Source organism: Niveispirillum fermenti (genome assembly GCF_048066175.1).
GTDB lineage: Bacteria > Pseudomonadota > Alphaproteobacteria > Azospirillales > Azospirillaceae > Niveispirillum > Niveispirillum fermenti.
This window is the reverse complement of record NZ_JBLTXA010000015.1, coordinates 42,004-66,147: the sequence shown is the minus strand read 5'-3', so window position 1 is coordinate 66,147 and position 24,144 is coordinate 42,004. Positions and strand designations below refer to the sequence as shown.

Annotated in this window: 24 protein-coding genes; 12 read left to right on the top strand and 12 right to left on the bottom strand. The window is 65.0% G+C overall.

Annotated elements, in window-relative coordinates:
• Positions 1–6 precede the first annotated feature (6 nt).
• From ACM9LZ_RS15660 to ACM9LZ_RS15645, 4 genes are all read right to left on the bottom strand, one after another.
• On the bottom strand, positions 7–753 hold the full coding sequence (locus ACM9LZ_RS15660; RefSeq protein ID WP_416620429.1) for an arginyltransferase: 747 nt from the start codon (positions 751–753) through the stop codon (positions 7–9).
• Between the two features lie 23 nt (positions 754–776).
• Positions 777–1,748, bottom strand: coding sequence for an alpha-E domain-containing protein (locus tag ACM9LZ_RS15655; RefSeq protein ID WP_416620428.1), 972 nt, complete (start codon positions 1,746–1,748; stop codon positions 777–779).
• A 14-nt stretch (positions 1,749–1,762) separates the two neighbouring features.
• Positions 1,763–3,316 carry a circularly permuted type 2 ATP-grasp protein gene (locus tag ACM9LZ_RS15650; RefSeq protein WP_445376512.1) on the bottom strand — a complete coding sequence of 518 codons (1,554 nt, stop codon included), beginning with the start codon at positions 3,314–3,316 and terminating at the stop codon, positions 1,763–1,765.
• Positions 3,317–3,561: 245 nt separating this feature from the next.
• Complete coding sequence (locus tag ACM9LZ_RS15645) at positions 3,562–4,725, bottom strand: flagellar motor protein MotB (protein ID WP_416620469.1); 1,164 nt, start codon at positions 4,723–4,725, stop codon at positions 3,562–3,564.
• 167 nt (positions 4,726–4,892) lie between these two features.
• Here ACM9LZ_RS15645 and ACM9LZ_RS15640 point away from each other — a divergent pair, with 167 nt between their 5' ends.
• From ACM9LZ_RS15640 to ACM9LZ_RS15625, 4 genes are all read left to right on the top strand, one after another.
• Positions 4,893–5,375, top strand: coding sequence for a flavin reductase family protein (locus ACM9LZ_RS15640; RefSeq protein WP_416620427.1), 483 nt, complete (start codon positions 4,893–4,895; stop codon positions 5,373–5,375).
• A 99-nt stretch (positions 5,376–5,474) separates the two neighbouring features.
• On the top strand, positions 5,475–6,329 hold the full coding sequence (locus ACM9LZ_RS15635) for an alpha/beta fold hydrolase (protein WP_416620426.1): 855 nt from the start codon (positions 5,475–5,477) through the stop codon (positions 6,327–6,329).
• Between the two features lie 79 nt (positions 6,330–6,408).
• Entirely contained in the window at positions 6,409–7,314 is a 906-nt protein-coding gene (locus ACM9LZ_RS15630) for a YheT family hydrolase (protein WP_416620425.1), read from the top strand.
• Positions 7,315–7,373: 59 nt separating this feature from the next.
• A complete protein-coding gene (locus tag ACM9LZ_RS15625; RefSeq protein ID WP_416620424.1) occupies positions 7,374–7,970 on the top strand; it encodes a hypothetical protein in 597 nt (198 codons plus the stop codon).
• 25 nt (positions 7,971–7,995) lie between these two features.
• Here ACM9LZ_RS15625 and hemB read toward each other — a convergent pair whose 3' ends face one another.
• The 6 genes from hemB to ACM9LZ_RS15595 all read right to left on the bottom strand — a co-directional run bounded on the left by hemB (position 7,996) and on the right by ACM9LZ_RS15595 (position 13,625).
• A complete protein-coding gene (gene hemB / locus ACM9LZ_RS15620; RefSeq protein WP_416620423.1) occupies positions 7,996–9,003 on the bottom strand; it encodes a porphobilinogen synthase in 1,008 nt (335 codons plus the stop codon).
• A gap of 137 nt (positions 9,004–9,140) precedes the next feature.
• Positions 9,141–9,908: an Hpt domain-containing protein gene (locus ACM9LZ_RS15615; protein WP_416620422.1), complete on the bottom strand. Its 768-nt coding sequence runs from the start codon at positions 9,906–9,908 to the stop codon at positions 9,141–9,143.
• 267 nt (positions 9,909–10,175) lie between these two features.
• The gene (hemA, locus tag ACM9LZ_RS15610) at positions 10,176–11,390 is read right to left on the bottom strand and encodes a 5-aminolevulinate synthase (protein ID WP_416620421.1); all 1,215 of its coding nucleotides are present in this window, start codon (positions 11,388–11,390) and stop codon (positions 10,176–10,178) included.
• Between the two features lie 86 nt (positions 11,391–11,476).
• On the bottom strand, positions 11,477–11,674 hold the full coding sequence (locus ACM9LZ_RS15605; protein WP_416620420.1) for a hypothetical protein: 198 nt from the start codon (positions 11,672–11,674) through the stop codon (positions 11,477–11,479).
• 6 nt (positions 11,675–11,680) lie between these two features.
• Positions 11,681–13,069: an aspartate aminotransferase family protein gene (locus ACM9LZ_RS15600; protein WP_416620419.1), complete on the bottom strand. Its 1,389-nt coding sequence runs from the start codon at positions 13,067–13,069 to the stop codon at positions 11,681–11,683.
• Between the two features lie 76 nt (positions 13,070–13,145).
• A complete protein-coding gene (locus ACM9LZ_RS15595) occupies positions 13,146–13,625 on the bottom strand; it encodes a glutathione peroxidase (RefSeq protein ID WP_416620418.1) in 480 nt (159 codons plus the stop codon).
• A gap of 164 nt (positions 13,626–13,789) precedes the next feature.
• Between ACM9LZ_RS15595 and ACM9LZ_RS15590 the strand changes: the two genes are divergently transcribed.
• The 6 genes from ACM9LZ_RS15590 to ACM9LZ_RS15565 all read left to right on the top strand — a co-directional run bounded on the left by ACM9LZ_RS15590 (position 13,790) and on the right by ACM9LZ_RS15565 (position 19,213).
• On the top strand, positions 13,790–14,680 hold the full coding sequence (locus ACM9LZ_RS15590; RefSeq protein ID WP_416620417.1) for a hypothetical protein: 891 nt from the start codon (positions 13,790–13,792) through the stop codon (positions 14,678–14,680).
• Positions 14,677–15,057 carry a fluoride efflux transporter CrcB gene (gene crcB / locus ACM9LZ_RS15585; RefSeq protein ID WP_416620416.1) on the top strand — a complete coding sequence of 127 codons (381 nt, stop codon included), beginning with the start codon at positions 14,677–14,679 and terminating at the stop codon, positions 15,055–15,057. Before ACM9LZ_RS15590 ends, crcB begins: the two co-directional genes overlap by 4 nt.
• Positions 15,054–16,091, top strand: a complete 1,038-nt coding sequence (locus ACM9LZ_RS15580; protein ID WP_416620415.1) for an RluA family pseudouridine synthase — start codon at positions 15,054–15,056, stop codon at positions 16,089–16,091. The genes crcB and ACM9LZ_RS15580 overlap by 4 nt, the downstream gene beginning before the upstream one ends.
• A 7-nt stretch (positions 16,092–16,098) precedes the next feature.
• Positions 16,099–16,767, top strand: a complete 669-nt coding sequence (locus ACM9LZ_RS15575; RefSeq protein WP_416620414.1) for an HAD-IA family hydrolase — start codon at positions 16,099–16,101, stop codon at positions 16,765–16,767.
• A gap of 5 nt (positions 16,768–16,772) precedes the next feature.
• A complete protein-coding gene (locus ACM9LZ_RS15570) occupies positions 16,773–17,465 on the top strand; it encodes an ATP12 family chaperone protein (RefSeq protein ID WP_416620413.1) in 693 nt (230 codons plus the stop codon).
• Positions 17,466–17,647: 182 nt separating this feature from the next.
• On the top strand, positions 17,648–19,213 hold the full coding sequence (locus ACM9LZ_RS15565; protein WP_416620412.1) for a methyl-accepting chemotaxis protein: 1,566 nt from the start codon (positions 17,648–17,650) through the stop codon (positions 19,211–19,213).
• Between the two features lie 41 nt (positions 19,214–19,254).
• Here ACM9LZ_RS15565 and ACM9LZ_RS15560 read toward each other — a convergent pair whose 3' ends face one another.
• Positions 19,255–20,016, bottom strand: a complete 762-nt coding sequence (locus ACM9LZ_RS15560; RefSeq protein WP_416620411.1) for a GntR family transcriptional regulator — start codon at positions 20,014–20,016, stop codon at positions 19,255–19,257.
• Positions 20,017–20,100: 84 nt separating this feature from the next.
• Entirely contained in the window at positions 20,101–21,129 is a 1,029-nt protein-coding gene (locus ACM9LZ_RS15555; RefSeq protein WP_416620410.1) for a phosphoglycerate dehydrogenase, read from the bottom strand.
• A 410-nt stretch (positions 21,130–21,539) separates the two neighbouring features.
• Between ACM9LZ_RS15555 and ACM9LZ_RS15550 the strand changes: the two genes are divergently transcribed.
• Both ACM9LZ_RS15550 and ACM9LZ_RS15545 read left to right on the top strand, forming a co-directional pair.
• Positions 21,540–22,979, top strand: coding sequence for an amidohydrolase family protein (locus tag ACM9LZ_RS15550; RefSeq protein ID WP_416620409.1), 1,440 nt, complete (start codon positions 21,540–21,542; stop codon positions 22,977–22,979).
• A complete protein-coding gene (locus ACM9LZ_RS15545; protein WP_416620408.1) occupies positions 22,979–24,142 on the top strand; it encodes a dipeptidase in 1,164 nt (387 codons plus the stop codon). Before ACM9LZ_RS15550 ends, ACM9LZ_RS15545 begins: the two co-directional genes overlap by 1 nt.
• The last annotated feature ends 2 nt before the right edge of the window (positions 24,143–24,144 follow it).

Here is a 24,144-nt window from a genome sequence, read left to right as displayed (position 1 = left end):
GGGAGATCAGAACTCCGCCATCCGCGGGGTGGGAAGGGGAATCCAGCCGTCCCGGCCCAGGGCCTCCAGCGGCTGGAAGCGGGCCTTGTAGGCCATCTTGCGGCTGCCTTCGATCCAGTAGCCCAGATAGAGATAGGGCAGCCGCTCCTGCCGGCACCGCTCGATCATGGCCAGGATCAGGTGTGTGCCCAGGCTGCGCTGGGGGAAATCCGGATCATAGAAGCTGTAGACGGCGGAATAGCCGTCATCCAGCCGGTCGACCAGCATGGCCCCGCGCAGGATCCCATCCGCGTCCCGCAATTCGGCCATGAAGGTGTTGACCCGCCCTTCATCGACCATCGACGCGAAATCGCCGGGGGTCATGCGGTTCATGTCGCTGTCGCTGTGCCGTGCATCCTGATAGGCGGCGAAAAGCTGGAACTGTTCCATATTGGACGGCGTGGCCACCAGATCCAGCGACAGATCCTCATTCGCGCGCAGCACGCGGCGGTGGGTGCGGTTGGGTGTGAACCGGCCCACCGGCACCCGCACCGGCACGCAGGCCGAGCAGCCGGGGCAGACGGGGCGGTAGACGATGTCGTGACTGCGCCGGAACCCGGCGCGTGACAGGGCGGAATTCACCTCCGCCGCCTGCGGGCCGACAAGACGTGTGAACAGCTTTCGTTCCACCCGGCCCAAAAGATAGGGGCAGGGCATGGGTCCGGACCGGAAGAACTGTTGCAGCGGTCGGTGCAGGGGCGGGATGACGCTCATGGGGCCTTTCAGCCGATCTGGTTTCAGGCAGACAGGCTACCGTTTTGGTCCACCATGAAAAAGGCCTGTGCGATATCGTTCGACAATTTGCCGAAATTTATCTGCAGCCCGTCCAGATATTCGTGCAGCCCTTGGGCGATGACGGCATCGATGGTCTGGTTGGTGAGGTCGCCGCGCAACTCATCCGACCGTTCCAGCGGCAGGGTGCCGCGGCGCAGCCGGTACTTGCTGTTCAGCCGGGTCAGCAGGCTGTCCACTTCCCGCACACAAACCTGGACGGAGCGCGGGAAATTGTCATTGAACAGCAGGAAGCCGGCCACGGCGGCGGGCGTCATGCCCCGCGGATAGACACGGCGGAAGGCGTGGTAACCGGCGGCGGAGCGCAACAGGCTGTTCCACTGGCTGATATCGATGGGGGTGCCCACGTCACGCGGGCTGGGCAGCAGCGTGTGATACTTGATGTCCAGCAGGCGTGTCGTCTGGTCGGCCCGTTCAAGATTGCGGCCCAGATTGTAGAAATGCCAGCCCTGATCCCGGAAGAATGTTCCTTCCGTGATGCCCGTATGGGTCTGGCAGGCCTCCTTGATGTAGTTGCACAGGCGCTGGATATTGTGCTGGGCCAGATCAGCCGGGCTCCAGGCCAGCAGACGGTTGTAGAAGACGTTGATCTGCGTCCACATCTCCGTGCTGATCAGGGGGCGCAACTGCCGCGCATTCTCCCGCGCTGCACAAACAGCTGCGACGATCGATGTCGGGTTCTGCTGATCCAGCACATAGAAGTTCAGGACATTCTTGACCGACGCCACGGGATAGAATTCGAAGAACCGCTTCTCGTCGGCGTTCAGGCGAAGGATGGGCAGCCAGTTGGTCGCGCCGAAGCTGTCGCGGGCAAAGGTTTCGTGTACGTCCAGGATACGGGCCAGATTCTCGGCCCGCTCCATATAGCGGGCCATCCAGAAGATGCATTCGGCATAGCGGGCGAGAAGGGCTGTCATGTCCGTTTCTCCCCTTACTGGCTCTGGGTCTGGGACTGTGATTGCGACTGGAAGGGATCGATGCTGGCATCGGGCGGCGGCGGTTCCTCCACCGGGCCTTCGGTCAGCACCCAGGTATCCTTCGATCCGCCGCCCTGGCTTGAATTCACGATCAGCGTCCCCTTCTTCAGCGCGACGCGCGTCAGCCCGCCCGGCAGCACCCAGGTGTTCCTTGCCGTGATGGCGAAGGGACGCAGGTCCACATGCCGCGGCCCGATCCCTTCCTCGGTCAGGGTGGGGCAGACCGACAGCGGGATCATGGGCTGGCTGATGTAATTGGCGGGGTCGTCCAGCAGCTTGGCGCGGCAATCATCCAGTTCGGCCTGGCTGGCACGGGGGCCGATGGTGATGCCATAGCCGCCAGCCTCGCCCACGGGCTTGACAACCAGCTTGTCCAGATTGTCCAGCGTGTATTTCAGGGCGTCCGGTTCACGGCAGATATGGGTTTCCACATTGGGGATGATGGCCTCCTCCCCCAGGTAATATTTGATCAGGCGCGGCACATAGGCATAGACCGCCTTGTCATCGGCCACACCCGTTCCGATGGCGTTGGCCAATGCCACATTCCCCTTGCGGTAGGCCTCGAAAATGCCGGGCACACCCAGAAGGCTGTCGGGATTGAACGCCAGGGGGTCCAGGAAATCATCACCGATACGGCGATAAATACTGTCGACGCGGCGCAGCCCGCCGGTGGTCTTCATATAGACCTTGTCGTCCAGCACGGTCAGGTCCCGGCCTTCCACCAGCGGCACGCCCATCTCGCGTGCCAGGAAGATATGCTCGAAATAGGCGGAATTATAGGCACCTGGCGACAGCAGCACGACCTGGGGCTCGGTATTGTCCCCCTCCGGCCGTTGCGGTGCGATCTCGCACATCGCCTCCAGCAGCTTGGCGCCATAATTATCGACGCTGCGGATGCCGATATCGCCCATCAGATCGGGGAAGGCGCGCTGCATCATATGGCGGTTTTCCACCACATAGGACACGCCGGACGGCACCCGTCCATTATCCTCCAGCACCCGGAAGGTGCCGTCATGATCACGCACCAGATCCACGCCCATGATCTGGATATAGGTCTTGAAGGGCAGGGTGATGCCCTGCATCTGCGGCCGGTAGTTGGCGTTCCCCAATACCAGTTCCGCCGGTATGATCTTGTCCTTCAGCACCTTCTGGTCGTGATAGATGTCGTGCAGGAACATGTTCAGCGCCGCGATGCGCTGCTGCACGCCCTTTTCCAGATGCGTCCATTCCGGGGCGGAGATGATGCGCGGAATCACGTCGAACGGCAGGATGCGGTCGACGGCCTTGGCATCACTATACACCAGGAAGGTGATGCCCAGATTGTAAAGCTCGCGTTCCGCATCGGAAGCGCGCCGCCGCAGGTCGTCATAGTCAAGTTGTCGAAGCCGGTCCTTCACCGCCTCGGTATGCAATGCCGGATGACTGGCCGTGCCGAACAGCTCGTCATAGAAACCGTTGGCATCATAGGACGACAACAGGTCGTCAACACCTTTTCCAGACCCGCTCAACAGAGCCCCCTGCGCCCTTCGTGCCATGCGATCCGTCGTCGAGGGCGGTGCCGACGGCGGTTTCGTTTCGCATCCGCACAAAAGAGACTAACAGATCGTAAAGGTTTGAACAGGGGGGCCGTGATGCAATTCTGTGGGTAATTCGGTTCCTTGGCGCTGCGGTCTGCCGGCTGTGGCGCGGTTGCCGCAAAAGGGACCCATCCGCCGGCGATGGGTGCGGTGCGAACGGCTGAACCGAACAGAAGCTAGCGCGTGGTGCTCAGCGTGGAGGGAGCGGGCAGGACGCCGGGTGGCGTGCGGGAAGGCGGGGTGGGCGCGGATGCCGGTGCATCACCGCCGGCAGGGCCGCCACCGCCGGCCGGCGGGGAGGCCAGCAGCGGGTTTTCCCGCAGCAGCACGATCGAAATGCGGCGGTTGCGCGGGGAGTTCGGATCATCCTTGAACAGGTGATCGCGGTCCGCCTTGCCCACCACGGTTTCAAACCGGTTGTCGGCAATTCCCGTGGCTTCCAGCGCGCGGCGCGTGGCATTGGCGCGGTCGGTCGACAATTCCCAATTGGTATAGGAAGCGCCGGCACTGAAGGGAATGCTGTCGGTATGGCCGCTGATCGACAGCTTGTTGGGCAGCTTGGCCACGGCCTGCGCCACCTGCGACATCAGTTGGGCCGTCTGCGGCAGCATGCGCGCGCTGCCCGACGGGAACATGGAATAGCCTTCCTGGTCGACAAGCTGGATGCGCAGGCCTTCCGGCGTCTTGTCGATGATCAGGTTCTGTGCCAGGTCGCGCAGTTCGGGGATCTGCTGGATGGCCTGGCGCAGCTCCGCCTCCGCCTGGGCGAACTGCTGTTCCTCATGACGGGCCAGCGCATTGCGCAGTTCGGCCTCGTCAACCTTGCCGTCGCCGTTGCGGTCGGCCTCCTGCGTGCCGCCATTGCGTTCCAGAACGGCCAGGCCATTGACCACGTCGCCGCGTGTCCATCCGCCTTCGCGCTCGCCCGCACCCTTGCCCGTCACGTCCTGTTCGGTCGGCCGGCCGCTGGAACTGTCCTGGCTGTCGTCTGTCTGTTCCTGGGAATTGGCGGCGGCCGGCATGGTGGGGGTGGGAACCGTGATGCCGGGCGGGCTGCTGGCATTGACCATGGCGCCATCGACGCGGATGGTCTGCCCGCCCAGGATGCCGCCGGACCCGCTGGTCTGCTTGGATGCGCTGGCCGGGCTGAAATAATCGGCGATACCCATCTTCTGCTCGGCCGTCGTGACGTTCAGCAGCCAGAGCAGCAGGAAGAAGGCCATCATCGCGGTCACGAAGTCGGCATAGGCCACCTTCCAGGCGCCGCCATGGTGCCCTTCACCGCCCTTGTTGATCTTCTTGATGATGATGGGGGCTTTTTCTTCGCCGCCTGCCACGATGCCAGTCCGATCCGCCGTCAGAAGCCCGCACTGTAGCAAGTGCGGTGCCCCCCCGCAAACCGGCAATCGCCACGCCTTTGGTCGCAGACCCGTGACCTCCGGCCTTGCGTGGCGGAACGGGGTCGGGTAACCGTCCATGACGCCAGCCGAAAGGAGCCGACCAGAGCATGACCTTCGATCAGCGCGCCTTCCGCGACACATTGGGCTGCTTTGCCACCGGCGTCTGCGTGGCGGCTGCGACGGGGCCGGGCGGGCATGATGTCGGCCTGACAATCAATTCCTTCACGTCCGTGTCGCTGGACCCGCCGCTGGTCCTGTTCTGCCTGGACAACAGGTCTGAAAGCCTTGCCGCCTTTCTGTTGTCCGGTGGCTTCTCCCTGGCCATTCTGGGCGCCGAACAGCAGGCAGTGTCGCGGAATTTTGCCTCCGGCCCGTCGGAAGGCCGCTGGAACGGGATGCCGGCCGAACGCTGGGAAAGCGGGGCGCCCATCGTGCCCGGCGCCCTGGCGGTCATGGATTGCGCCCGCCATGCCGTCCATGAAGGCGGCGACCATATGATCATCGTGGGGCGCGTCCTGCGCTTTGCCAGCCGCGCCGGCACACCGCTCCTCTATTATCGTGGCACCTATGCCGCGTTGGAAGCGGAATGATGCGGTGCCCGGCGGCTGGCCCGGCTGTTTCCGGGTTCCGGTCCCCCGGTTCCGCATGCTAAGCAGGTCGCCCGCATGCCAGCCGGAGACCGCCCGAGAATGACCAGCTTTGTCGATAAATCCTGCCAGGGACTGTCGGCGACCGGGTTCCACCGCATCGCCTATCGTGAATGGGGAACCGGCGCGCGTACCATCGTCTGCGTGCATGGCCTGACGCGCAACGGGCGGGATTTCGACATATTGGCAGCCGATCTGGCTGACAGGCTGGGGGCACGGGTGGTCTGTCCCGACATTGTCGGACGCGGCGGCAGCGGCCGGCTGGCCAACCCCGACAATTACGGCTACCCGCAATATCTGGCCGACATGGCCGTGCTGCTGGCCCGGCTGGATACGGAGCAGGTTGACTGGGTCGGCACCTCCATGGGGGGGCTGATCGGCATGATGCTGGCGGCACAGCCGAACAGCCCGATCGGTCGCCTGGTCATCAATGATGTCGGCCCCTTCATTCCGCGCCAGGCGTTGGAACGGATCGGCGATTATGTCGGCCAGGACCCGTTCTTCGCCGACATGGACGGGGTGGAGGCCTATTTCCGCAGCCATTATGCCGGGTTCGGCGCGCTGACGGACGCCCAATGGCGCCGCATGGCCGAAACCAGCAGCGATGCGCAGCCCGGCGGCGGCTTCCGGCTGGCCTATGATCCCGATATCGCCCGCATATTCAAGAACAGTGCCGTCACCGATGTCGACCTGTGGCCGGTCTGGGCCGCCATCCGTCAGCCGGTGCTGGTCGTGCGGGGCGCACAGTCCGATCTGCTGCTGGCCGACACGGCGGAGCGCATGACGAAGGAAGGGCCGCGCGCCTCCCTCTATCTGGTGCCGGACGCCGGGCATGCCCCGGCCTTGCTGGCGGATGACCAGGTGACGGCCGTGCGGAATTTCCTGGCTCATGACTGACTGCGGAAACCTGCCGCAAGTTATTGATTTTCCATACTTCAGACCGCGTTTCCCGTGGTATGGCGCGCACCTTCAAACCATGCGGAACACGCTGGTCGATCCAAAGGTGCTGCTGCCGCCTGCCCGCGAAATGCGCTTCACGATGCGGGATGGCAGCGGGGATATCCTGCTGGGCGCACTCGACATGCCGGATAAAGCGTCGGCATCCGAACAACCTCTGGCGGTCCTGCTGCATGGGCTGACGGGCAGTCAGGACAGCTATTACATGCGGGCTACGGCGCGGATTTTGCTGGACCGTGGCCATGGCGTGCTGCGCCTGAACCTGCGTGGCGCGGGGCCATCCGCAGCCACCTGCCGGCAGCGCTATCACGCCGGCCGGTCGGCGGACCTGCGGGCGGTGCTGGCTGACTTGCCATCGGCACTGACGGCACGGGGCGTCATCGTGGTCGGCTGGTCGCTGGGCGGCAATTGCGTGCTGAAGTTCCTGGGTGAGGGGGATTTCCCCACAACCGTTCGGGCCGGGGCTGCCATATCCGCGCCGATCGATCTGGCGGCCGGCAGCCGGCTGTTCTGCGCGCGCGGTAACCGGCTGTACCATAGCCGCCTGCTGGGCCAGATGAAGCGGGACATGCGTGACAATCGTGCCCGGCTGGGTGCGCGCTGGGCCGATGCGGCGATGGCCGCCCGCGACCTGTGGGATTTCGACGACAAGGTCGTGGCCCCGTGGAACGGCTGGTCCGGGGCGGCGGAATATTATGCCGTCAATTCCGGCCTGGCCTTCCTGCCGCGCATCCGGGTGCCCACGCTTCTGGTACATGCGCTGGACGACCCCTGGATACCGCCCGACGCCTATACCGGTTTTCCATGGGATCGCCATCCCTGTCTGGTCCCGGCCATCAGCCGGTCGGGTGGACATGTCGGCTTTCATGGACGCAACGGCGTGTGGTCCGACCGCTGCCTGGAACGGTTCCTGGACGCGCTGTAACATAAGGGTCATACCCTGGCGCTACGCTTGGCCCCTCTTGAAATGCGGGAGGACCGGCGATGCGGGTATTGGGCTGGCTGTGCTTGTTGTCGCTTCTTGTGCCCGCCGCGCTGGGCCAGCAAGGGGGCGATGACCGGCGAACCGACCCCCGGCTGCATGCCTGGCTGCTGGAAACACCCGTCACCCTGCTGGACTGGGGCATGCTGCGGCTGGATCGGGAGGTGCGGCAGGCCACCATGGCCCTGGATCTCACCGACGGGCGCGACGGACTGGTGAAAACCGGTACATCGTTCCGTCATTTCGACCGGCGGGTCGTTGCCTATGTCTCCCTGCCCATGCCGGCCCGCAGCCGCACCCTGGCGCAGTGCCAGGAACTTTACGGCATGCTTCGCAGCCATCTGCTGACCGGGGCCCCCACGGGGCTTTCCGGTGCGTCCTGGTATCTTCAACGCATCTTCGGCTCCGATGCGCGCGGCACGGGCGGCGACCGGCCGGAACCGTTCGGGGAGATGCTGGCCGACATGGTCCTGCTGGAGGTGACCCTGCGTGTGCCGGAAGCCGATGCGTTCGGCAATGGTCCGTCCAACATCGCCTGCATCGGCCGGCTGGATCAGGATAGGGCGGTTGAGGTCAAGCCCTGGCGGCCGCCGGCCTGAAAGGGGACGGGGAGCGACGGACCCGTCAATTCCCGCGCAGCAGGCGGGCTGCGTCCACCGCGCCATAGGTCAGCACCGCATCCGCGCCGGCACGCTTGAAGCCCAGCAGGGTTTCCAGCAGGGCCGCATCGTAATTCAGCCAGCCATGGCCGCCAGCCGCACGCAGCATCGCGTATTCGCCGCTGACATGATAGGCGAAGGTCGGAACGCCGAAGCCGTCCTTGACCCGGCGCACGATGTCCAGATAGGGAAGGCCGGGCTTGACCATTACCATGTCGGCCCCTTCGGCAATGTCCAGGGCGACCTCGCGCAAGGCCTCCTCGGCGTTGGCGGGGTCCATCTGATAGGTCTTTTTGTCCCCCTTCAGCAGGCCGCCGGTCTGCACGGCATCGCGAAACGGCCCATAGAAGGCGGAGGCGTATTTGGCGGCATAGGCGCAGATGCGCGTCAATGTGTGCCCGCGCCCTTCCAGCGCATCGCGTATGGCCCCGATGCGCCCGTCCATCATGTCCGACGGGGCCACGATGTCACAACCGGCGTCGGCCTGGACCAGGGACTGGCGGACAAGCGCATCCACCGTCTCCTCGTTCAGGACATAACCGTCGCGCACGATGCCGTCATGGCCGTGGCTGGTATAGGGGTCCAGCGCCACATCGCCCAGGATGCCGATATCCGGCACTGCCTGCTTGATGGCGCGGATGGCACGGCACATCAGGTTGTCGGGATCGCCGGACAGGCTGCCGGCCGGGTCCTTGCGCTCCACCGGTATGACGGGGAACAGCGCGACGCAGGGAATGCCCAGGTCACGGGCCTGCGCCACGGCCGGCACCAGCAGGTCCAGGGAAAGCCGTTCAACACCGGGCATGCTGGCAATGGGCTGGCGCTGGTTCTCGCCCTCCACCACGAAGACGGGCCAGATCAGGTCGGACGTGGTCAGGTGGTTTTCCGCCACCAGCCGGCGTGTCCAGCCATCCACACGGTTGCGGCGGGGACGGCTTCGGGGAAAGGCGGTGTGCGGTTGGCTGTGGGACATGGGGCCGGCCCTGGTGGGAAAGACGATGAAGGCTGGCCGGGATGCTACGCCCCAACCACCCGGCCCGGCAACAGCATCGGCTGCGACCTACGGCCCCAGGAATGCGCGCACAGGGGAAGGGCGCGCGGGACCGGTCGTCACCCCAGGTTGAACCGGGTGATCGTTGCGGCGATGTCGTCGCTGAAGGTGGCGCCCAAGCGGATGATGGCCGCTTCCTCCGGCACGCCGCGCAACTGGTCGGCGCCCATGCTGGTCATCAGGGCCGCCGGCACGTGGGCGGTGACCGACATGGCCCGCAGGCCGCGGATCAGGTCGATCCCGCCCAGCCCATCCATGACGGCCGACGCGATGATCATGTCCGGCGGCATGCGCACGGCGATGGAAATGGCTTCGATCGGGTCGGGGATGATATTGACGCGGTAGCCGCAAGCCGCCAGCTCTGTGGCCGCGCGGCGGGCGACGAGCTTGTTCGGCGTGACCAGCATGATTTCGACATCCTGGATTTCCACGTCGGTAATGTCGAATTCGTACCGCGTGGGCAGGCGGCGGATAATCAGGTTCGTGGAGGCGATATCCGGCTGTTCATCAAGCTCCGCCATTTCCGCCATGCGGTCGGCGAATGTCTGCAGGTCGGCAATCTGCTTCTCGTCGAGATCCTTCAGATCATTGACATAGGTCTCCAGCCGCTGGGCAATCAGGGAGACGATGGGATAGCCGAAGGTGGTGCCGGACCCTTTCAGGGAATGGATTTCCCGCCGCACCTCGCGCAGCGTGTCGGCAGCATGCGCCTGGCCTTTCTTCAACAGGTCGAGCGCATTGTAGATGGTGGACAGCCGGTCGCTCATGTAATCGCTGAATTCGGATTTGAGCTGAGCCATCAGCTCATCCATATCGACCTCTGCCATCCCTGCGTTCCTCGTCATTATCGGCTGAACGTTTCCATTTCATCCCCCTGTACCGCGCCGGAAGGTTGTCATCAAGGGGGCTGCAATGACCAATGGGTTACAACATCTCCACAACGGACGGGCAGGTCGCCGCCCCCCCCCCCCCCCGCGTGATGCGGCCCGAACGCAGAAAGGGCCCGGAACGCCGTTTGCGTTTCCGGGCCCTGTCCATATTGTCCGCGTGGCGACCGGTCAGCCGCCGCGACGGATATTCACCATCAGGCTGCGTCAGGCTGCGCGCTTCAGTTCCAGGTTCTGCCAGACCGACAGCAGGGCTTCGACCAGCTGGTCCATCTTGCGATCGTCATGAAACGGTGTCGGCGTCAGGCGCAGCCGTTCGGTGCCACGCGGCACCGTGGGGTAATTGATCGGCTGAACATAGATGTTGTGGTATTTTAGCAGGTCGTCACTGGCCTGCTTGCACAGATGGGCGTCACCGACCAGCAGCGGCACGATGTGGCTGACCGACGGCATGACGGGCAGGCCAGCCTGGGCCAGACGGCGCTTCAGCGTGGCGGCACGCTCCTGGTGGCGGATGCGGATTTCGTTATGTTCCTTCAGGAACATGACGGAAGCCAGCGCCCCGGCCGCCAGCACGGGTGCAAGCGAGGTGGTGAAGATGAAGGACGGCGCGAAGCTGCGCACGCAATCGACCAGCGCCGTCGATCCCGTGATATAGCCGCCCATGACGCCGAACGCCTTGCCCAGCGTCCCTTCGATCACCGTCAGACGGTCCATGACACCGTCGCGTTCGGCGACACCGGCACCACGGGTGCCGTACATGCCAACGGCGTGCACTTCGTCCAGATAGGTCATGGCGCCATGCTTCTCGGCCACGTCGCAGATTTCCGCGATGGGGGCGATGTCGCCATCCATGGAATAGACGCTTTCGAAGGCGACCAGCTTGGGCTGGTTCTTCGGATAGCGCGACAGCAGGGCGTCGAGATGCTCCACATCATTATGGCGGAAGATATGCTTCTCCGCGCCGGAATGACGGATGCCCTCGATCATCGAATTGTGGTTCAGCGCGTCGGAGAAAACGACGCAATTGGGCAGCAGCCGTGGCAGCGTCGAAAGCGTGGCCTGGTTGCTGATATAGCCCGAGGTGAACAGCAGGGCCGCTTCCTTGCCGTGCAGGTCGGCCAGCTCGCGTTCCAGCAGCACATGGTAGTGGTTGGTGCCGGAGATGTTGCGCGTGCCACCGGCCCCGGCCCCGCATTTATGCAGGCTGTCAATCATCGAGCCGATGACGACCGGATGCTGGCCCATGCCCAGATAATCGTTGGAGCACCAGACCGTGACATCCTTGGGCACCCCATCCTCACCATGGAAGGTGGCGGTGGGAAACTCCCCGACACGACGCTCCAGATCCGCGAAGACGCGGTAACGGCCCTCACGCTTCAGACCGTCGATCTGGCTCTTGAAGAAGCTCTCGTAATCCATGGGCCACTGTCCCGTTGACGCCACCAATAAGTGTCACGCCGGCCATGCCGTTTGTCCACCCTTGTTTATTACTCCAAAGGTTGGCTTCACAAAACCCCACGCGACGGCTTGTCGCGCAGGGTCCCGACATTGCCGACGGGCCATCGGGGGCAAACATGACGGGTAACGATTAACATCGCCTTGATTTCGGTCAATTCATCATTTCGCCGCAAGGGGTTTGCGGGCGTATTCCTGATTTCCCTGCCCATCTGGCGGACACGCGGCGGCAACACCGCCTTCGGCATGCGGCATCAATCCAGCCTGACACCTTCGCGGACCAGCCAGTCCGCCGTGTCGGCCAGCGACTTTTCAAACCGGAACAGCAGCGTATCGATTTCCGTCTCCGTTATGATCAGGGGCGGGGAGAAGCCGATCGTGTCGCCGATGGGTCGCAGGATGGCGCCATGCTGGTGGCTGAAGGAAACCAGTCTGGTGCCTACGCCCAGCGCCGCGTCGAATGGCCGCTTCGTTGCCCGGTCGGCCACCAGTTCCACCCCGGCGATCAGGCCGGTGCCCCGCACCTCCCCGACCAGCGGATGGTCACGGAAGGCGCGCAACCCCTCCTGCAGGCGCGGCGCCAGGGCACGCACCCTGCCCACGATGTCGCGCTCCTCATATATCTTCAGGGTTTCCAGCGCCACGGCGCAGCTTACCGGATGGCCCGAATAGGTGTAGCCGTGGCCGAAGGTGCCGATCCTGGCGCTTTCATCCACACAGGCCTGGTAGATGGCGTCGGAGACCAGCACCGCTGACAAGGGCAGATAGGCCGAGGTCAGGGCCTTGGCGGATGTCAGGATATCGGGCTTCATGCCGAAGGTCTGGCTGCCCCACATGTTGCCGGTGCGGCCATAGCCGCAGATCACCTCATCCGCCACCAGCAGCACGTCATATTTGCGCAGGATGGCCTGCACCTTCTCGAAATAGGTGGCGGGCGGCAGGATCACGCCGCCGGCCCCCATCACCGGTTCCGCGAAGAAGGCGGCCACCGTCTCCGGCCCCTCGCGCAGGATCAGGGCTTCCAGGTTGGCGGCCAGCCGGGTGGCGAACGCCTCCTCGCTCTCTCCCGGCTCGGCATGGCGGTAATGGTGGGGGCAGTCGGTGTGCAGGATGCCGGCGAGGGGCAGATCGAAATCACGGTGGCAGTTCGGCAGGCCCGTCAGGCTGGCCGCCGCCACGGTGACGCCATGATAAGCCTTGGCCCTGGCGATGATCTTCTTCTTCCGCGGACGGCCCAGCGCATTGTTGTAGTACCAGATCAGCTTGACGGCCGTGTCGTTGGCTTCCGACCCCGAACAGGCGAAGAACACCTTGCTCATCGGTACGGGCGCCAGCGCGATCAGGCGCTCGGCCAGATCGATGGCTGGCTCATGCGACTTATGGGCGAAGGCGTGGTAGAAGGGCAGACGGCGCATCTGCCCGATGGCGGCATCCACCAGCCGCGGCTCATCAAAGCCCAGGGACGTACACCACAGGCCGGCAACCCCTTCTATATAATCCTTGCCCGTCTCGTCGGTGACGGTCACACCCTTGCCGCTGGTAATGACCAGCGGTCCGACCGTCTCGTGGGCCTTCAGGTTGGTATAGGGGTGCAGATGGAAGGCGATGTCGCGGCTGGCGGCGGAATTTCCCTGATGCGTCATGATCATGCGTCCTGTTGCAGGTCGGACGCATGGTGGGCCCGCCCCCGCCGGAAGGCAAGGGGCGGCACCGGTATCGTCACAGCAGCTTTTCGATGTCGGCCGTCAATTGCTCTGGCTTGGTCGTGGGCGCGTAGCGACCTGTCACATTGCCGGACCGGTCGATCAGGAACTTCGTGAAGTTCCACTTGATGCCGCCGGTTCCCAAAAGACCGCGCTTCTGCGTCTTCAGCCACTTGTAGAGCGGATGCGCATCGTCGCCGTTCACATCGATCTTGGCGAACATGGGAAAGCTGACATCATAGGTCAGCGAGCAGAAATTGGCGATTTCCGCCGCATCCCCCGGCTCCTGCTGGCCGAACTGGTTGCAGGGAAAGCCCAGCACTGCCAGCCCCCGCTCGCCATAATCGCGGTACAGCGCCTCCAGCCCCTGGTACTGATAGGTGAAGCCGCATTTGCTGGCAGTATTGACGATCAGCATCACCTTGCCCCGCCATTCGCCCAGCGATACGTCCTTGCCATCCAGCGTCCTGGCTGTGAAATCGTAAATGCTGGTCATCGATATTGCCTCCCGGTTGCAGGGAACGATGATGCGACGGGACCGGCGATTGGGCAATGGCCGAACATCCTCGCAGGAAAACTTCCGGTGCCCCGCTTTCCGGCGCATCACAGGACATCATAAAGTCAGGAACGGATACCGAATCAGAGGCGGATATGATTTGCATGCAGGAAATATGCAGGGATTTCGACCGGTTCGTCGGCATCGACTGGTCGGGGCGGGAGAAAAATTACAAAGGCGTGACCGTCGCGCATTGCGGGCAGGATAGTATCGTCCATCCGGCCGTTGCGGTTGCAGGACATTGGCGCCGGGAAGCGGTGGCGTACTGGATCGCCGAACGGGTCGCACGCGGTGAGAGGTTGCTTGTCGGCTTCGATTTCGGATTCTCCCTGCCGTGGCTGGAGGGTGTCGGTTATCTCGACGGCCGGACCGATCAGGACCACATGTTCGATCTGTGGAACCTGGTGCATGTGGCTGCCAACGGTGCCGCCGATGATTTCGGTGGCGCCGCGGTTTCCCACCCCCTGTTCCAGCCGAGCTATTGGATAAGGGGAACGCGACCGGCCCATTGGGGGGACGGGACGGGCAAGCGGCGACAGACGGAGATCGCGGCCGCGGCGGGCGGGCTTGGCCGGCCGGAATCATTGTTCAAGCTCATCGGGTCGAAGCAGGTCGGCAAGGCGTCGCTGGCCGGCATGTTGACATTGCGGCGGTTGCGCAACCTGCTGGGTGACAGGCTGGCGGTATGGCCGGCGCAAACGCCGGGGCCGGATCAGAGCGTTATTGTCGAGGTGTTTCCGACCCTGTTCCGCAAGCAGGTGAACGGGAATGTGAACAAGATCAGGGAAAAGGCCGAGCTTGAGCGATGTCTGGCTCCTTTCGGTTGCCGGTTGGCGTGGAACGATCTGCTCGACTACAATGATGATCTCGGCGATGCCATCATCACCGCGGCCGGGCTGTCGCGCCTGGCGGCGAAGCCGGGCGTCTGGAACCCGTCCGGCATGACGGCAGAAACCGCCCGCCGCGAGGGTTGGATATTCGGGGTCGGCGCATGAAGATGGTGTTGTATGTCGCAATCGGGGGTGCGTTCGGTTCCGTGGCGCGCTATCTCACAGCGGTGGGGTTCGGACGGCTGTTCGGCACGGGCTTTCCCTGGGCGACCGTGACGGTGAACATCGTCGGGTCGCTGGTGATGGGACTGCTGGTGGGGCTGATGGCTCATGTCTGGTCACCACCGGCAGAGGTACGGGCCTTCCTGACGGTTGGCGTTCTGGGCGGGTTCACGACCTTTTCCACCTTCTCCCTGGATGCGGCGGCCCTGCTGCAAAGGGGGGATGTCGGTTTGGCGGCGGCCTATGTGCTGTCGTCCGTGATTGTCGGCATCGGCGGCCTGTTCGCCGGGCTTTATCTGGTACGGATGGTGACGGCATGAGTGATGCCGGTGACGCGCGCGGCCCCGCTAAGGCCGTCGAGACGAGGATGGTTGCCGAGGACGAGGCGGACATGCGCCTTGACCGCTGGTTCAAGCGGCATTTCCCGGCCGTGGGCCATGGCGCCCTGCAGAAGCTGCTGCGTACGGGTCAGGTGAGGGTGGACGGCAAGCGTGCCGATGCCAACACAAGGCTGGCACCGGCCCAGACCGTGCGTATTCCGCCGCTGCCCGACGCCACCCCGGCACCGGTACCGGCGGACGCGCAGGGGGCCGCGAAAACGCCCAGACCCGTCTTCAGCGACAAGGATGTCGCGGCCCTTCGCGCCTGCGTGCTTTACCGCGATGCCGACGTCATCGTGCTGGACAAGCCGGCCGGCCTGGCGGTTCAGGGCGGCACGGGCCAGGCCAAGCACCTGGACGCCATGCTGGACCTGCTGAAATTCGACGCCGAGGGCCGGCCCAAGCTGGTCCACCGGCTGGATAAGGATACCAGCGGCTGTCTGGTCCTGGCCCGCAACGGCTTTGCTGCCACGCGCCTGACCGAAAGCTTCCGGGGCCGCGATGCGCGCAAGATCTACTGGGCGATCACGGTGGGCGTGCCGGAACCGCACCAGGGCCGCATCGACCTGTCGCTGTCCAAGGAGATGGCGGCGGGGGGCGAGCGCATGATGGTCGATGAACGCAATGGCCAGCGTGCCCAGTCCTATTATACCGTGCTGGAACATGCCCACCGCAAGGCGGCCTTCGTCGCGCTGTGGCCCCGCACGGGGCGCACGCACCAGTTGCGTGTCCATATGAATGCCATCGGCACCCCCATCCTGGGCGATGGCAAATATGCCGGACAGGCCGCCTTCCTGGACGGGGCGGACATGAAGCGCCAACTGCACCTGCATGCGCGGCGCATCATCATTCCGCATCCGCGCGGCGGGATGATCGACGTGACAGCCCCGCTGCCCGACCATATGCGCCCCGCCTGGGACTATTTCGGGTTCAGCCAGAACCTGAAGGAAGACCCGTTTACGGCGCTGGATTGAGGTCGATGTGCTGAAACTCGCCCTGTTCGATTGCGATGGCACGCTGGTTGACAGCCAGCATGCCATCATCGCCGCCATGGAGGCGGGGTTCGCCGCTCACGGCGTTATATCGCCGCCGCCCATGGCGGTGCGCCGCGTCGTCGGCCTGCCGCTGGTCGCTGCGGTTGCCCAACTGGCGCCCCTGCTGGATGCAAGCGCGCATGAGGCCATCGCCGAGGCCTACAAGGCGGCCTTTTACCACAACCGGCTGGCCGGCACCCATCCGGAACCGCTGTTCGATGGTGTGCTGGAAGCACTGGACAGGCTGGAGGCGGCGGGGTTCGCGCTGGGCATCGCCACGGGCAAGAGCCGGCGCGGGCTGGATGCCACCCTGGCCCATCACGGGCTTGCCCCGCGCTTCGTGACCTTGCAGACGAGCGACCGCGTGGCAGGCAAGCCCAGCCCCGACATGGTCCATGCCGCCCTGGCTGAAAGCGGGGCGGACGCAAGCGGCACGGTCGTGATCGGCGATACGAGTTTCGACATCCTGATGGCGCGCAATGCGCGTGTGCGGTCCGTCGGCGTGGCCTGGGGCTACCATGACGGGGCCGAACTGCTGGCGGCGGGGGCCGACCGGCTGGTGCATGATTATGCCGCCCTGCCCGACGCGGTGGCCGGCCTGTTGGACAAGGGTTGAAAAGGATGAAGCGCTTCTACAAGCAGGTCGATGTGGTTGCGGTCGAGGATGGATTCGGCATCGCCCTGGATGGCAAGCCCGTGCGCACGCCTGCCAAACTGCCGCTGACCGTGCCAACTCAGGCCCTGGCGGATGCCATCGCCGCCGAATGGACGGCGCAGGGGGAGGAGGTCAAACCCGCCACCATGCCCCTGACGCAATTGGCCAGCACCAGCATCGACGGCGTGCGCGGGCGGCTGGCCGACGTGGCCGCGGCATCCGCCGCCTATGGCGAAAGCGAACTGGTCTGCTACCGCGCGGAAGAGCCGGAAGAACTGGTGGAACGGCAGGCGAGGCTGTGGAACCCGCTGCTGGACTGGGCAGCCCGGCGCCATGACGCACACCTGTTGATCACAAGCGGCATCATCCACAGGCCCCAGCCCGAGGGGGCGCTGAAGGCCCTGGGGGCCGCCGTCGGCGAACTGGATGAATGGCGATTGACGGCGTTGCAGAACTGCATCGGCATCACGGGTTCCCTGTTGGTGTCGCTGGCCCTGGTCGACGGACATCTCACGCCCGAACAGGCCTTCGATCTGGCGCAACTGGACGAGAACTACCAGATCGAGAAATGGGGCGAGGATTGGGAGGCGGCCGACCGGCGCGCCGTGCAACGCAACGATTTGTCTTCAACCGTTCGGTTCCTGACATTGCTGCAATGAAGCAATAATTTTTGCACTGCGCAAAAGTTCAGGCAGCATTTTCCAATAAGGACAAACCTGTTACACACAGCCCGTTAGGTCGATGCGGCAACAGGTGACAGAAAATGCATGGTCAGGCTTTTGCGGCGGGGCGCGCGGTTTTGGGGCGGCTTGGAGGAGTATTTGGTTCCGCTGCCGAAGTTTTGCACCGCCGTCTCGGCAATGGCGCCCATCCCGACGGCGCGACCGTCGCGGCACTGCGCTCCCTGATTGCAGGTGAGTTGGAGAAGGCGGATGTTGCCCGTCTGGCCGGTGCCTATCGCGCGGCGGGCATGAGCCCCGCGGCGGCCAGTGCCGCTTTCATGGATGCGCAGGCGACAATGGTGGCCGCCATCATGCGGGCCAATCGCTGGCGCATCGGTGTCGCGGAACAGGAGGTGCGCGCGCTGGGCGGCATGCTTTCGGCCGCCCTTGACCGCCTGCTGGCGCCGCCCGCGCCGGTGGCGGCGGAGGCCGGCAAACCTGCGGCCGTTCCCACCGATCTGAAAGGCTTCGCGACCGGGCTGATGGACCGTACCGTCGATGTGGCCACCGCCATCAACGACGCCTCCATCGCCAATGCGGAAATGGTGGGGCAGTTGCGCGCCGTCGATGCCCAGGCGCAGGCCATCGCGGCGGCGACGGAGGAAACGGTTGCCGGCGTGAACGAGATTTCGGCCCGCAGTCAGGATGTGGCCCGTCTGGCATCGGAAGCACATGACGTGGCGGAAGGCGGGCGGCAGGCCGTGGCCAGCGCCGTCCGCGGCATGGATGCCATCGCTCAGGCCGTGGCCGACAGCGCGTCGCGCGTTTCCGAACTGTCCGAGGCGTCCGACCGCATCCAGGACATATTGGGCAGTATCGAGGCTATTGCCGCCCAGACCAACCTGCTGGCCCTGAACGCCACGATCGAGGCGGCAAGGGCGGGGGAGGCCGGCAAGGGCTTTGCCGTCGTGGCGTCGGAGGTCAAGTCCCTGGCCAACCAGACGGCCAAGGCGACGGAGGATATCCGCGCCCGCCTGTCCCATCTGCGCAATGAGATGGGCGCCATCGTCGGGTCCATGCAGGAGGGTACCCGTGCTGTGGCTGCGGGTCAGGACCAGATGCGGGACGTCTCCTCCCGAATCGACGACGTGACCCAGCGGGTGGACACCACCACGGAACGCATGGCGGAAATCGCGGCCATCCTGCAGCAGCAAACGGCGGCTGCCCAGGAAGTGGCGCATGGCGTGACCGACATCGCGGGCCGTGCCGCTTCCAACAGCCAGGCCATCATGCGCAATGTGGAAGCGACAAAGGGGGTGGAGGCCCTTCTGGGCCGGCAATTGTCCGACCTGATGAAGCAGGACATCCCCAACAAGATCGTGAAGATCGCCAAGGTCGACCACATCATGTGGAAGAAACGCCTGGCGGACATGGTGGTCGGGCTGCAGACGCTGCGGGCCGACGAACTGGCCCGCCATGATGCGTGCCGGTTGGGCAAATGGTATTACGGTGCGGCGTCGATGCCGCTGCGCTCCCACCCCGCCTATGCAGCGCTGGAAGCCCCGCACCGGTCGGTGCATGAACATGGCATCCGCGCCGTCGAACTGTTCAATGCCGGTGATCTGGACGGCGCGATGGCGGAAATTGCCGAGGTGGAGGCCGCGTCCGAACAGGTCGTGGCTCAACTGGACCGGTTGCAGAATGAGGCGGGTGACGCCGCCATTGCCATCGCCGCGGGCTTCTGAGGGGGGGGAAAGGGTTCGGGAGGGCGCACGCGCCCCGCCCCCTATCGGGGGATGACGACGGCGTGCAGGCGGGTCTTGGTGGCCAGCACATGGGCGTGCATCAGCCGCTGCGCCTCTGTGCTGTCCTCCCGCCGGATGGCGGCCAGCACCTCCTCGTGGTCCTGCTGAGAGCCCAGAATATGGGCCGGCGGGGTCGACGGGATTTGCCGGTGCCGCGGCGGGACACAGGCCGCCACGCTGGGGCACAGGCGTGCAGCATCGCCCAGCACGGGATAGATCAGGGTCATGCGCATGGCTGCGCGCAACACCTCGTTCCGGGATTCGAACAGGATGGCCCGATGGAACTGGAAATTGAGCTGATACCAGTCAAGCTCGATCTCTTCCGACCAGACGCCCCGATCGACAATCACCCGGCCCTGGCGCACGATTTCGGCCAGTTCGGCCAGCGCGTCCGCCTCCCAGCCGTGATCGACGGTCGTGCGCACGGCGATCCCTTCCAGGGACGCCCGCACATCGATGCTGTCGAACACATCGCCGATCGTGACGGGACGGACAGTATAACCGCGATTGACGCTGTAGCTGACAAGCCCCTCGGCCGACAGCACGGCCAGGGCGCTGCGAATGGGTGTGCGCGATACGTTCAGCAGCGTGGCCAGCGCTTCGGCCCGCAACTTGGTGTCCGGCGCGATCTTACCCGTCACGATCAGTTCGCGCAGGCGCGTCAGCACGGTATGGGTGGCCGGCTCCGTCCGCTGGTGATCGGTCAGGCTCTCATCCTGTTCAATATCGTCCGTGCTTGCCATTTCCGCCACCTGCCACTCCGCCCTGCGCCGCGAGCCACCTGGTTTCTTACACCAGCCGGGTGGCCGTCGTGCAACCCCGAATGATCAGCCGCCGGCCGGCAGCGGCAAGGTGTCCCGGCCGTCGGCAATCACGGTGCCGGGCGGGGGGGATTTGCCGTCCAGGATGGACACGACGCAGCGCGCCGCAACCAGATTGGTTCGGGCCAGTCCCTCATGCGTGGAGGCGGCGGCGTGCGGCGTGGCCACGACGTTCGGCAAGGCCAGCAGCGCCTCTGTGACGGGGCGCAGGGCGGGGTCGGCCTCGCTGGCGAACACGTCAAGCCCGGCACCGCCAAGATGGCCCGACCGCAGCGCATCCAGCAGGGCGGCGTCATCGACCAGACCACCCCGCGCGGTATTGATCAGGAAGGCACCCTTCTTCATGGCGGCAAGGGCCGAAGCGCCGATCAGGCCCTTCGTCCGCGGGGTCAGCGGCGCATGCAGGCTGACATAATCGCAACGGCGCAGAAGTTCGGGCAGGTCGGTATATTCGATGCCTGTCCGCTGCGCATAATCGGCATCGGGGCTGCTTGTATGGACCAGAACGCGGACATCGAAGCCCGACAGGCGACGCACGACGCTTCGGCCAATACGGCCCAGCCCCACCAGGCCGACCGTCTTCTCGCAAAGGTCCGAACCGGTCAGGATCGACCAGTCGCCGTCCAGCATGCCGGCCTGCGACTGGCGGAACCGCCGGCCCACGGCGATCATCAGCCCGATGGCATGATCGGCCACGGAGGCATCATTGCCGCCGGCGGCGATGGTCACGACCCGGCCCAGGCTGCGCGCCGCCTCCACATCCACGCGCTCATATCCCACCCCGCGGCGGGCGACCACCAGCAGGTCGGGCAATGCCGCCAGCAAGGCCCGCGTCACATGGGCGTGGCCGACGATCCAGCCCGCCGCACCCGTCAGCAGCCGGCGCAGTGTTTCCACATCCATATCGCCCTCGCCCATGCCAGGCGGCGGCGGGGCCAGTTCGACGGTGCATCCATGGGCACGCAGATAGGCCAGCGAACGATCATCAAAGAATCGCTGGGTGACGACGATCTTGCGGGGAGAAGCGGAAGCCATGTTGCACTCTGGTTTGTGGCGGGGTCATGGATGTTTATCCGTATTCTAAATATTTGCATCCAAAAAATGAAATAAGAAATTCATTGTTGCGTCGATATCGATGGTATCCCTGCCAGGGTCCACGGGCGTCGCGCGATCAGAGGCTGTGCGTGGAGAATGAGTGAAACCGGGGGCTGTTCAGCGGCCGGCAACCATGCTTGGCTTGCCGGACCCTTTATATCAAATTGCGATGAATGGACCTCATCGCAATCTGGTACGGCGGCGACCGCCGCCGCGCCGCTCGTGCGGTGTAGCCAAGCCAACGAATGTTGGCGCCGGTATTTGAGGGCGGTGATTAGAGCCAACAGGTTCTGATTACCGCAAGGCAGTATTAGGCTAGCAATCCAGTTGAACAAGGACGGTCGGACAACATGCATTATCCTGGCAAGAATGGCGGCGGGCCGCGTGGTGCGCGGCACCCTCGGGGGTGGGGCCGGACGTGGCGTTTCCTGCTGCTGGCGGCGGCGCTGGCGGTGCCCGCCATACCTGTGGCGGCCGACGGTGTGCCGCGCCCCTATGCCCCCGCGGCCCCAGGCGTGCGCGTGATCTATACCGGTGCGACCCTGATCGACGGACGTGGCGGACCGGCGCAGGCCGGCATGGCGATCATCACCGACGGTGAGCGCATCGTGGAGGTGCTGCCCGCCGCGAACCTGGACCCGGCCCGGCGTGCCGGGGCCGCCATCATCGATATCGATGGTGCCTTCGTCATTCCCGGTCTGATCGACAGCCACCAGCACATGGCGACCCCGCCCAACCGCCCCCGGGCCGAAGCGCAGATGCGCCGCGACCTGTTCGGTGGGATCACGGCCGTGCGCGACATGGCGGACGATCTGCGGGCCGTGAACGAATATGCACGGGCCGCACGGATGGGCGAGATACCGGGTCCCGACATCCTTGCCGGCGCCATCTTCGCGGGACCGGATTTCTTCGATGATCCCCGCACCGCCGCCGCAGCGGAAGGGGTGAAGCCGGGCAGCGCCCCATGGATGCGCGCCGTGGACGACGACACCGATCTGGCCGAGGCCGTGACACTGGCACGCGGCACGTCGGCCGTCGCGGTCAAGCTCTATGACAATCTGCGTCCGCAGGACGTGAAGCGCATCACGGCGGAAGCGCACCGGCAGGGGATGATGGTCTGGGCCCACGGCATGGTGTTCCCGACCCCGCCGGACGCCGTGGTGGCGGCCGGGGTCAATTCCATTTCACACACCTGTTACCTGGCCTATCAGATTTCCGACCCACGCCCGACGACCTACAAGGACCGCCGGCCTGTGGAAGCGGCGAAGCTGATCGGCGGCGACAATCCGGAGATGGCGAAGCTGTTCGGCGAGATGGCCACCAAGGGTATCCTGCTGGATGCCACCTTGTGGGTCTATCGCGAATATGACCGGCGGCTGGCGGCCAATCCCGACATGAAACCGCGCCCCCATTGCTCGCTGGATGTGGCGGCCGCCCTGACGGCACAGGCCTTGCGGGCGGGTGTGACGGTTGTGGCGGGCACCGACGGCGTGCCGCCGGCGGCCCATCCCTGGCCCGCCCTTCACGACGAATTGGAATTGCTTCACGACCGGGCTGGCATGTCGACCGCCGCCGTGATCCGCGCCGCCACGCTGGACGGTGCGCGGGCCATGGGGCAGGAAGCGGAAATGGGCTCTGTCGAGCCGGGCAAGCTGGCCAATTTCGTGGTGCTGGACAAGGACCCGCTGGCCGACCTGTCCAACCTGCGGACCCTGCGTTTCACTGTTAAGCGCGGGGCGCGCCTGGACCGCACCGACTATCGCCCGATCACCGCCGAGGAGATGCCGTGATGACGGATATCGCGCGCCGCCACCTGCTGCTGGCATCCGCAGCCACCTTCCTGTTGCCCGTCACGGCTGCACATGCCGCCGTGACGCCGATCGACGGCCCGGCCGGTGCCACGACGATCCGGGGCATGACCATCGTCAATACACTGGGCGGGATCGGCAATCCCAACGCCAGGCCTCCGGAGGATGCCCCGCGGGAGGTGCGTTACCGCATTGATGATCGGGCGGTCGCCGATGCCCGGCGGTCCGGGCTGACGGCCGTGAATGTCACGATCGGCTGGGTGGCCGGCCCCGACGAGCCGTTCGAATTCAGCGTCCGGCAAACGGCGGAAACCCTGGCCCAGGTGCGCGCCCAGCCGGAGGAACTGGCCCTGGTCCTGCGGGCCGGCGATATCGCCCGGGCCAAGGCGGAAAACCGGATCGGCATGATCCTGGGTTTCCAGAACGGGGCCATGTTCGGCGACGATGCCTCCCGCGTCGATATCTTCGCGGACATGGGCATCCGCGTCATGCAACTGACCTATAATGTGAAGAACCAGCTTGGTTCCGGCAGCATCATGCCGGAAGATCAGGGTCTGACCGATTTCGGCCGCGAGGTTCTGGCCCGGATCGAGCAGAATCGCGTGATGGTGGACCTCTCCCATTCCAACCGGCAGACCTGTCTGGACGCCATCCACGCATCCACGCGGCCGCTTTCCATCAACCATACGGGCTGCCGTGCCCTGGTGGACCTGCCGCGCAACAAGACCGACGCCGAAATGCGGGCTGTGGCGCAGAAGGGCGGCTTCGTCGGCATCTATTTCATGCCGTTCCTGGCGCGCAACCGTGTCGCCACCGCCAATGACGTGGTGGAGCATATCCTGCACGCCGTGAAGGTGGCGGGGGAGGACCATGTCGGCATCGGCACCGACGGGGGCATCACCAGCTATGACGACATGGATGCCTATATGGAGGAACTGCGCAAGGAAAATGCCGACCGCGTCGCCAAGGGCATCGCGGCGGCTGGGGAAACGGCCACGACGACACCCTTCATCATGGACCTGCGCGGTCCCGGGCAGTTCCAGAAGCTGGCCGACCTGCTGATGGCGCGGGGGTTGAAGACGGGGCAGGTGGAAAAGATCCTGGGCCGCAACTTCATCCGTTTCGCGCAAGATACCTGGGGATAAGG

What these genes read in the sequence shown, in the direction of transcription:
- ACM9LZ_RS15595 (WP_416620418.1), bottom strand. Translation starts at nt 13,625, where the DNA reads ATGACCAGCATTTACGATTTCACAGCCAGGACGCTGGATGGCAAGGAC.
- ACM9LZ_RS15555 (WP_416620410.1), bottom strand. Translation starts at nt 21,129, where the DNA reads ATGGCTTCCGCTTCTCCCCGCAAGATCGTCGTCACCCAGCGATTCTTT.
- ACM9LZ_RS15630 (WP_416620425.1), top strand. Translation starts at nt 6,409, where the DNA reads ATGCGGAACACGCTGGTCGATCCAAAGGTGCTGCTGCCGCCTGCCCGC.
- ACM9LZ_RS15660 (WP_416620429.1), bottom strand. Translation starts at nt 753, where the DNA reads ATGAGCGTCATCCCGCCCCTGCACCGACCGCTGCAACAGTTCTTCCGG.
- ACM9LZ_RS15625 (WP_416620424.1), top strand. Translation starts at nt 7,374, where the DNA reads ATGCGGGTATTGGGCTGGCTGTGCTTGTTGTCGCTTCTTGTGCCCGCC.
- crcB (WP_416620416.1), top strand. Translation starts at nt 14,677, where the DNA reads ATGAAGATGGTGTTGTATGTCGCAATCGGGGGTGCGTTCGGTTCCGTG.
- ACM9LZ_RS15600 (WP_416620419.1), bottom strand. Translation starts at nt 13,069, where the DNA reads ATGACGCATCAGGGAAATTCCGCCGCCAGCCGCGACATCGCCTTCCAT.
- hemA (WP_416620421.1), bottom strand. Translation starts at nt 11,390, where the DNA reads ATGGATTACGAGAGCTTCTTCAAGAGCCAGATCGACGGTCTGAAGCGT.
- ACM9LZ_RS15580 (WP_416620415.1), top strand. Translation starts at nt 15,054, where the DNA reads ATGAGTGATGCCGGTGACGCGCGCGGCCCCGCTAAGGCCGTCGAGACG.
- ACM9LZ_RS15570 (WP_416620413.1), top strand. Translation starts at nt 16,773, where the DNA reads ATGAAGCGCTTCTACAAGCAGGTCGATGTGGTTGCGGTCGAGGATGGA.
- ACM9LZ_RS15560 (WP_416620411.1), bottom strand. Translation starts at nt 20,016, where the DNA reads ATGGCAAGCACGGACGATATTGAACAGGATGAGAGCCTGACCGATCAC.
- ACM9LZ_RS15545 (WP_416620408.1), top strand. Translation starts at nt 22,979, where the DNA reads ATGACGGATATCGCGCGCCGCCACCTGCTGCTGGCATCCGCAGCCACC.
- hemB (WP_416620423.1), bottom strand. Translation starts at nt 9,003, where the DNA reads ATGTCCCACAGCCAACCGCACACCGCCTTTCCCCGAAGCCGTCCCCGC.
- ACM9LZ_RS15605 (WP_416620420.1), bottom strand. Translation starts at nt 11,674, where the DNA reads ATGCCGAAGGCGGTGTTGCCGCCGCGTGTCCGCCAGATGGGCAGGGAA.
- ACM9LZ_RS15640 (WP_416620427.1), top strand. Translation starts at nt 4,893, where the DNA reads ATGACCTTCGATCAGCGCGCCTTCCGCGACACATTGGGCTGCTTTGCC.
- ACM9LZ_RS15655 (WP_416620428.1), bottom strand. Translation starts at nt 1,748, where the DNA reads ATGACAGCCCTTCTCGCCCGCTATGCCGAATGCATCTTCTGGATGGCC.
- ACM9LZ_RS15615 (WP_416620422.1), bottom strand. Translation starts at nt 9,908, where the DNA reads ATGGCAGAGGTCGATATGGATGAGCTGATGGCTCAGCTCAAATCCGAA.
- ACM9LZ_RS15635 (WP_416620426.1), top strand. Translation starts at nt 5,475, where the DNA reads ATGACCAGCTTTGTCGATAAATCCTGCCAGGGACTGTCGGCGACCGGG.
- ACM9LZ_RS15590 (WP_416620417.1), top strand. Translation starts at nt 13,790, where the DNA reads ATGCAGGAAATATGCAGGGATTTCGACCGGTTCGTCGGCATCGACTGG.
- ACM9LZ_RS15550 (WP_416620409.1), top strand. Translation starts at nt 21,540, where the DNA reads ATGCATTATCCTGGCAAGAATGGCGGCGGGCCGCGTGGTGCGCGGCAC.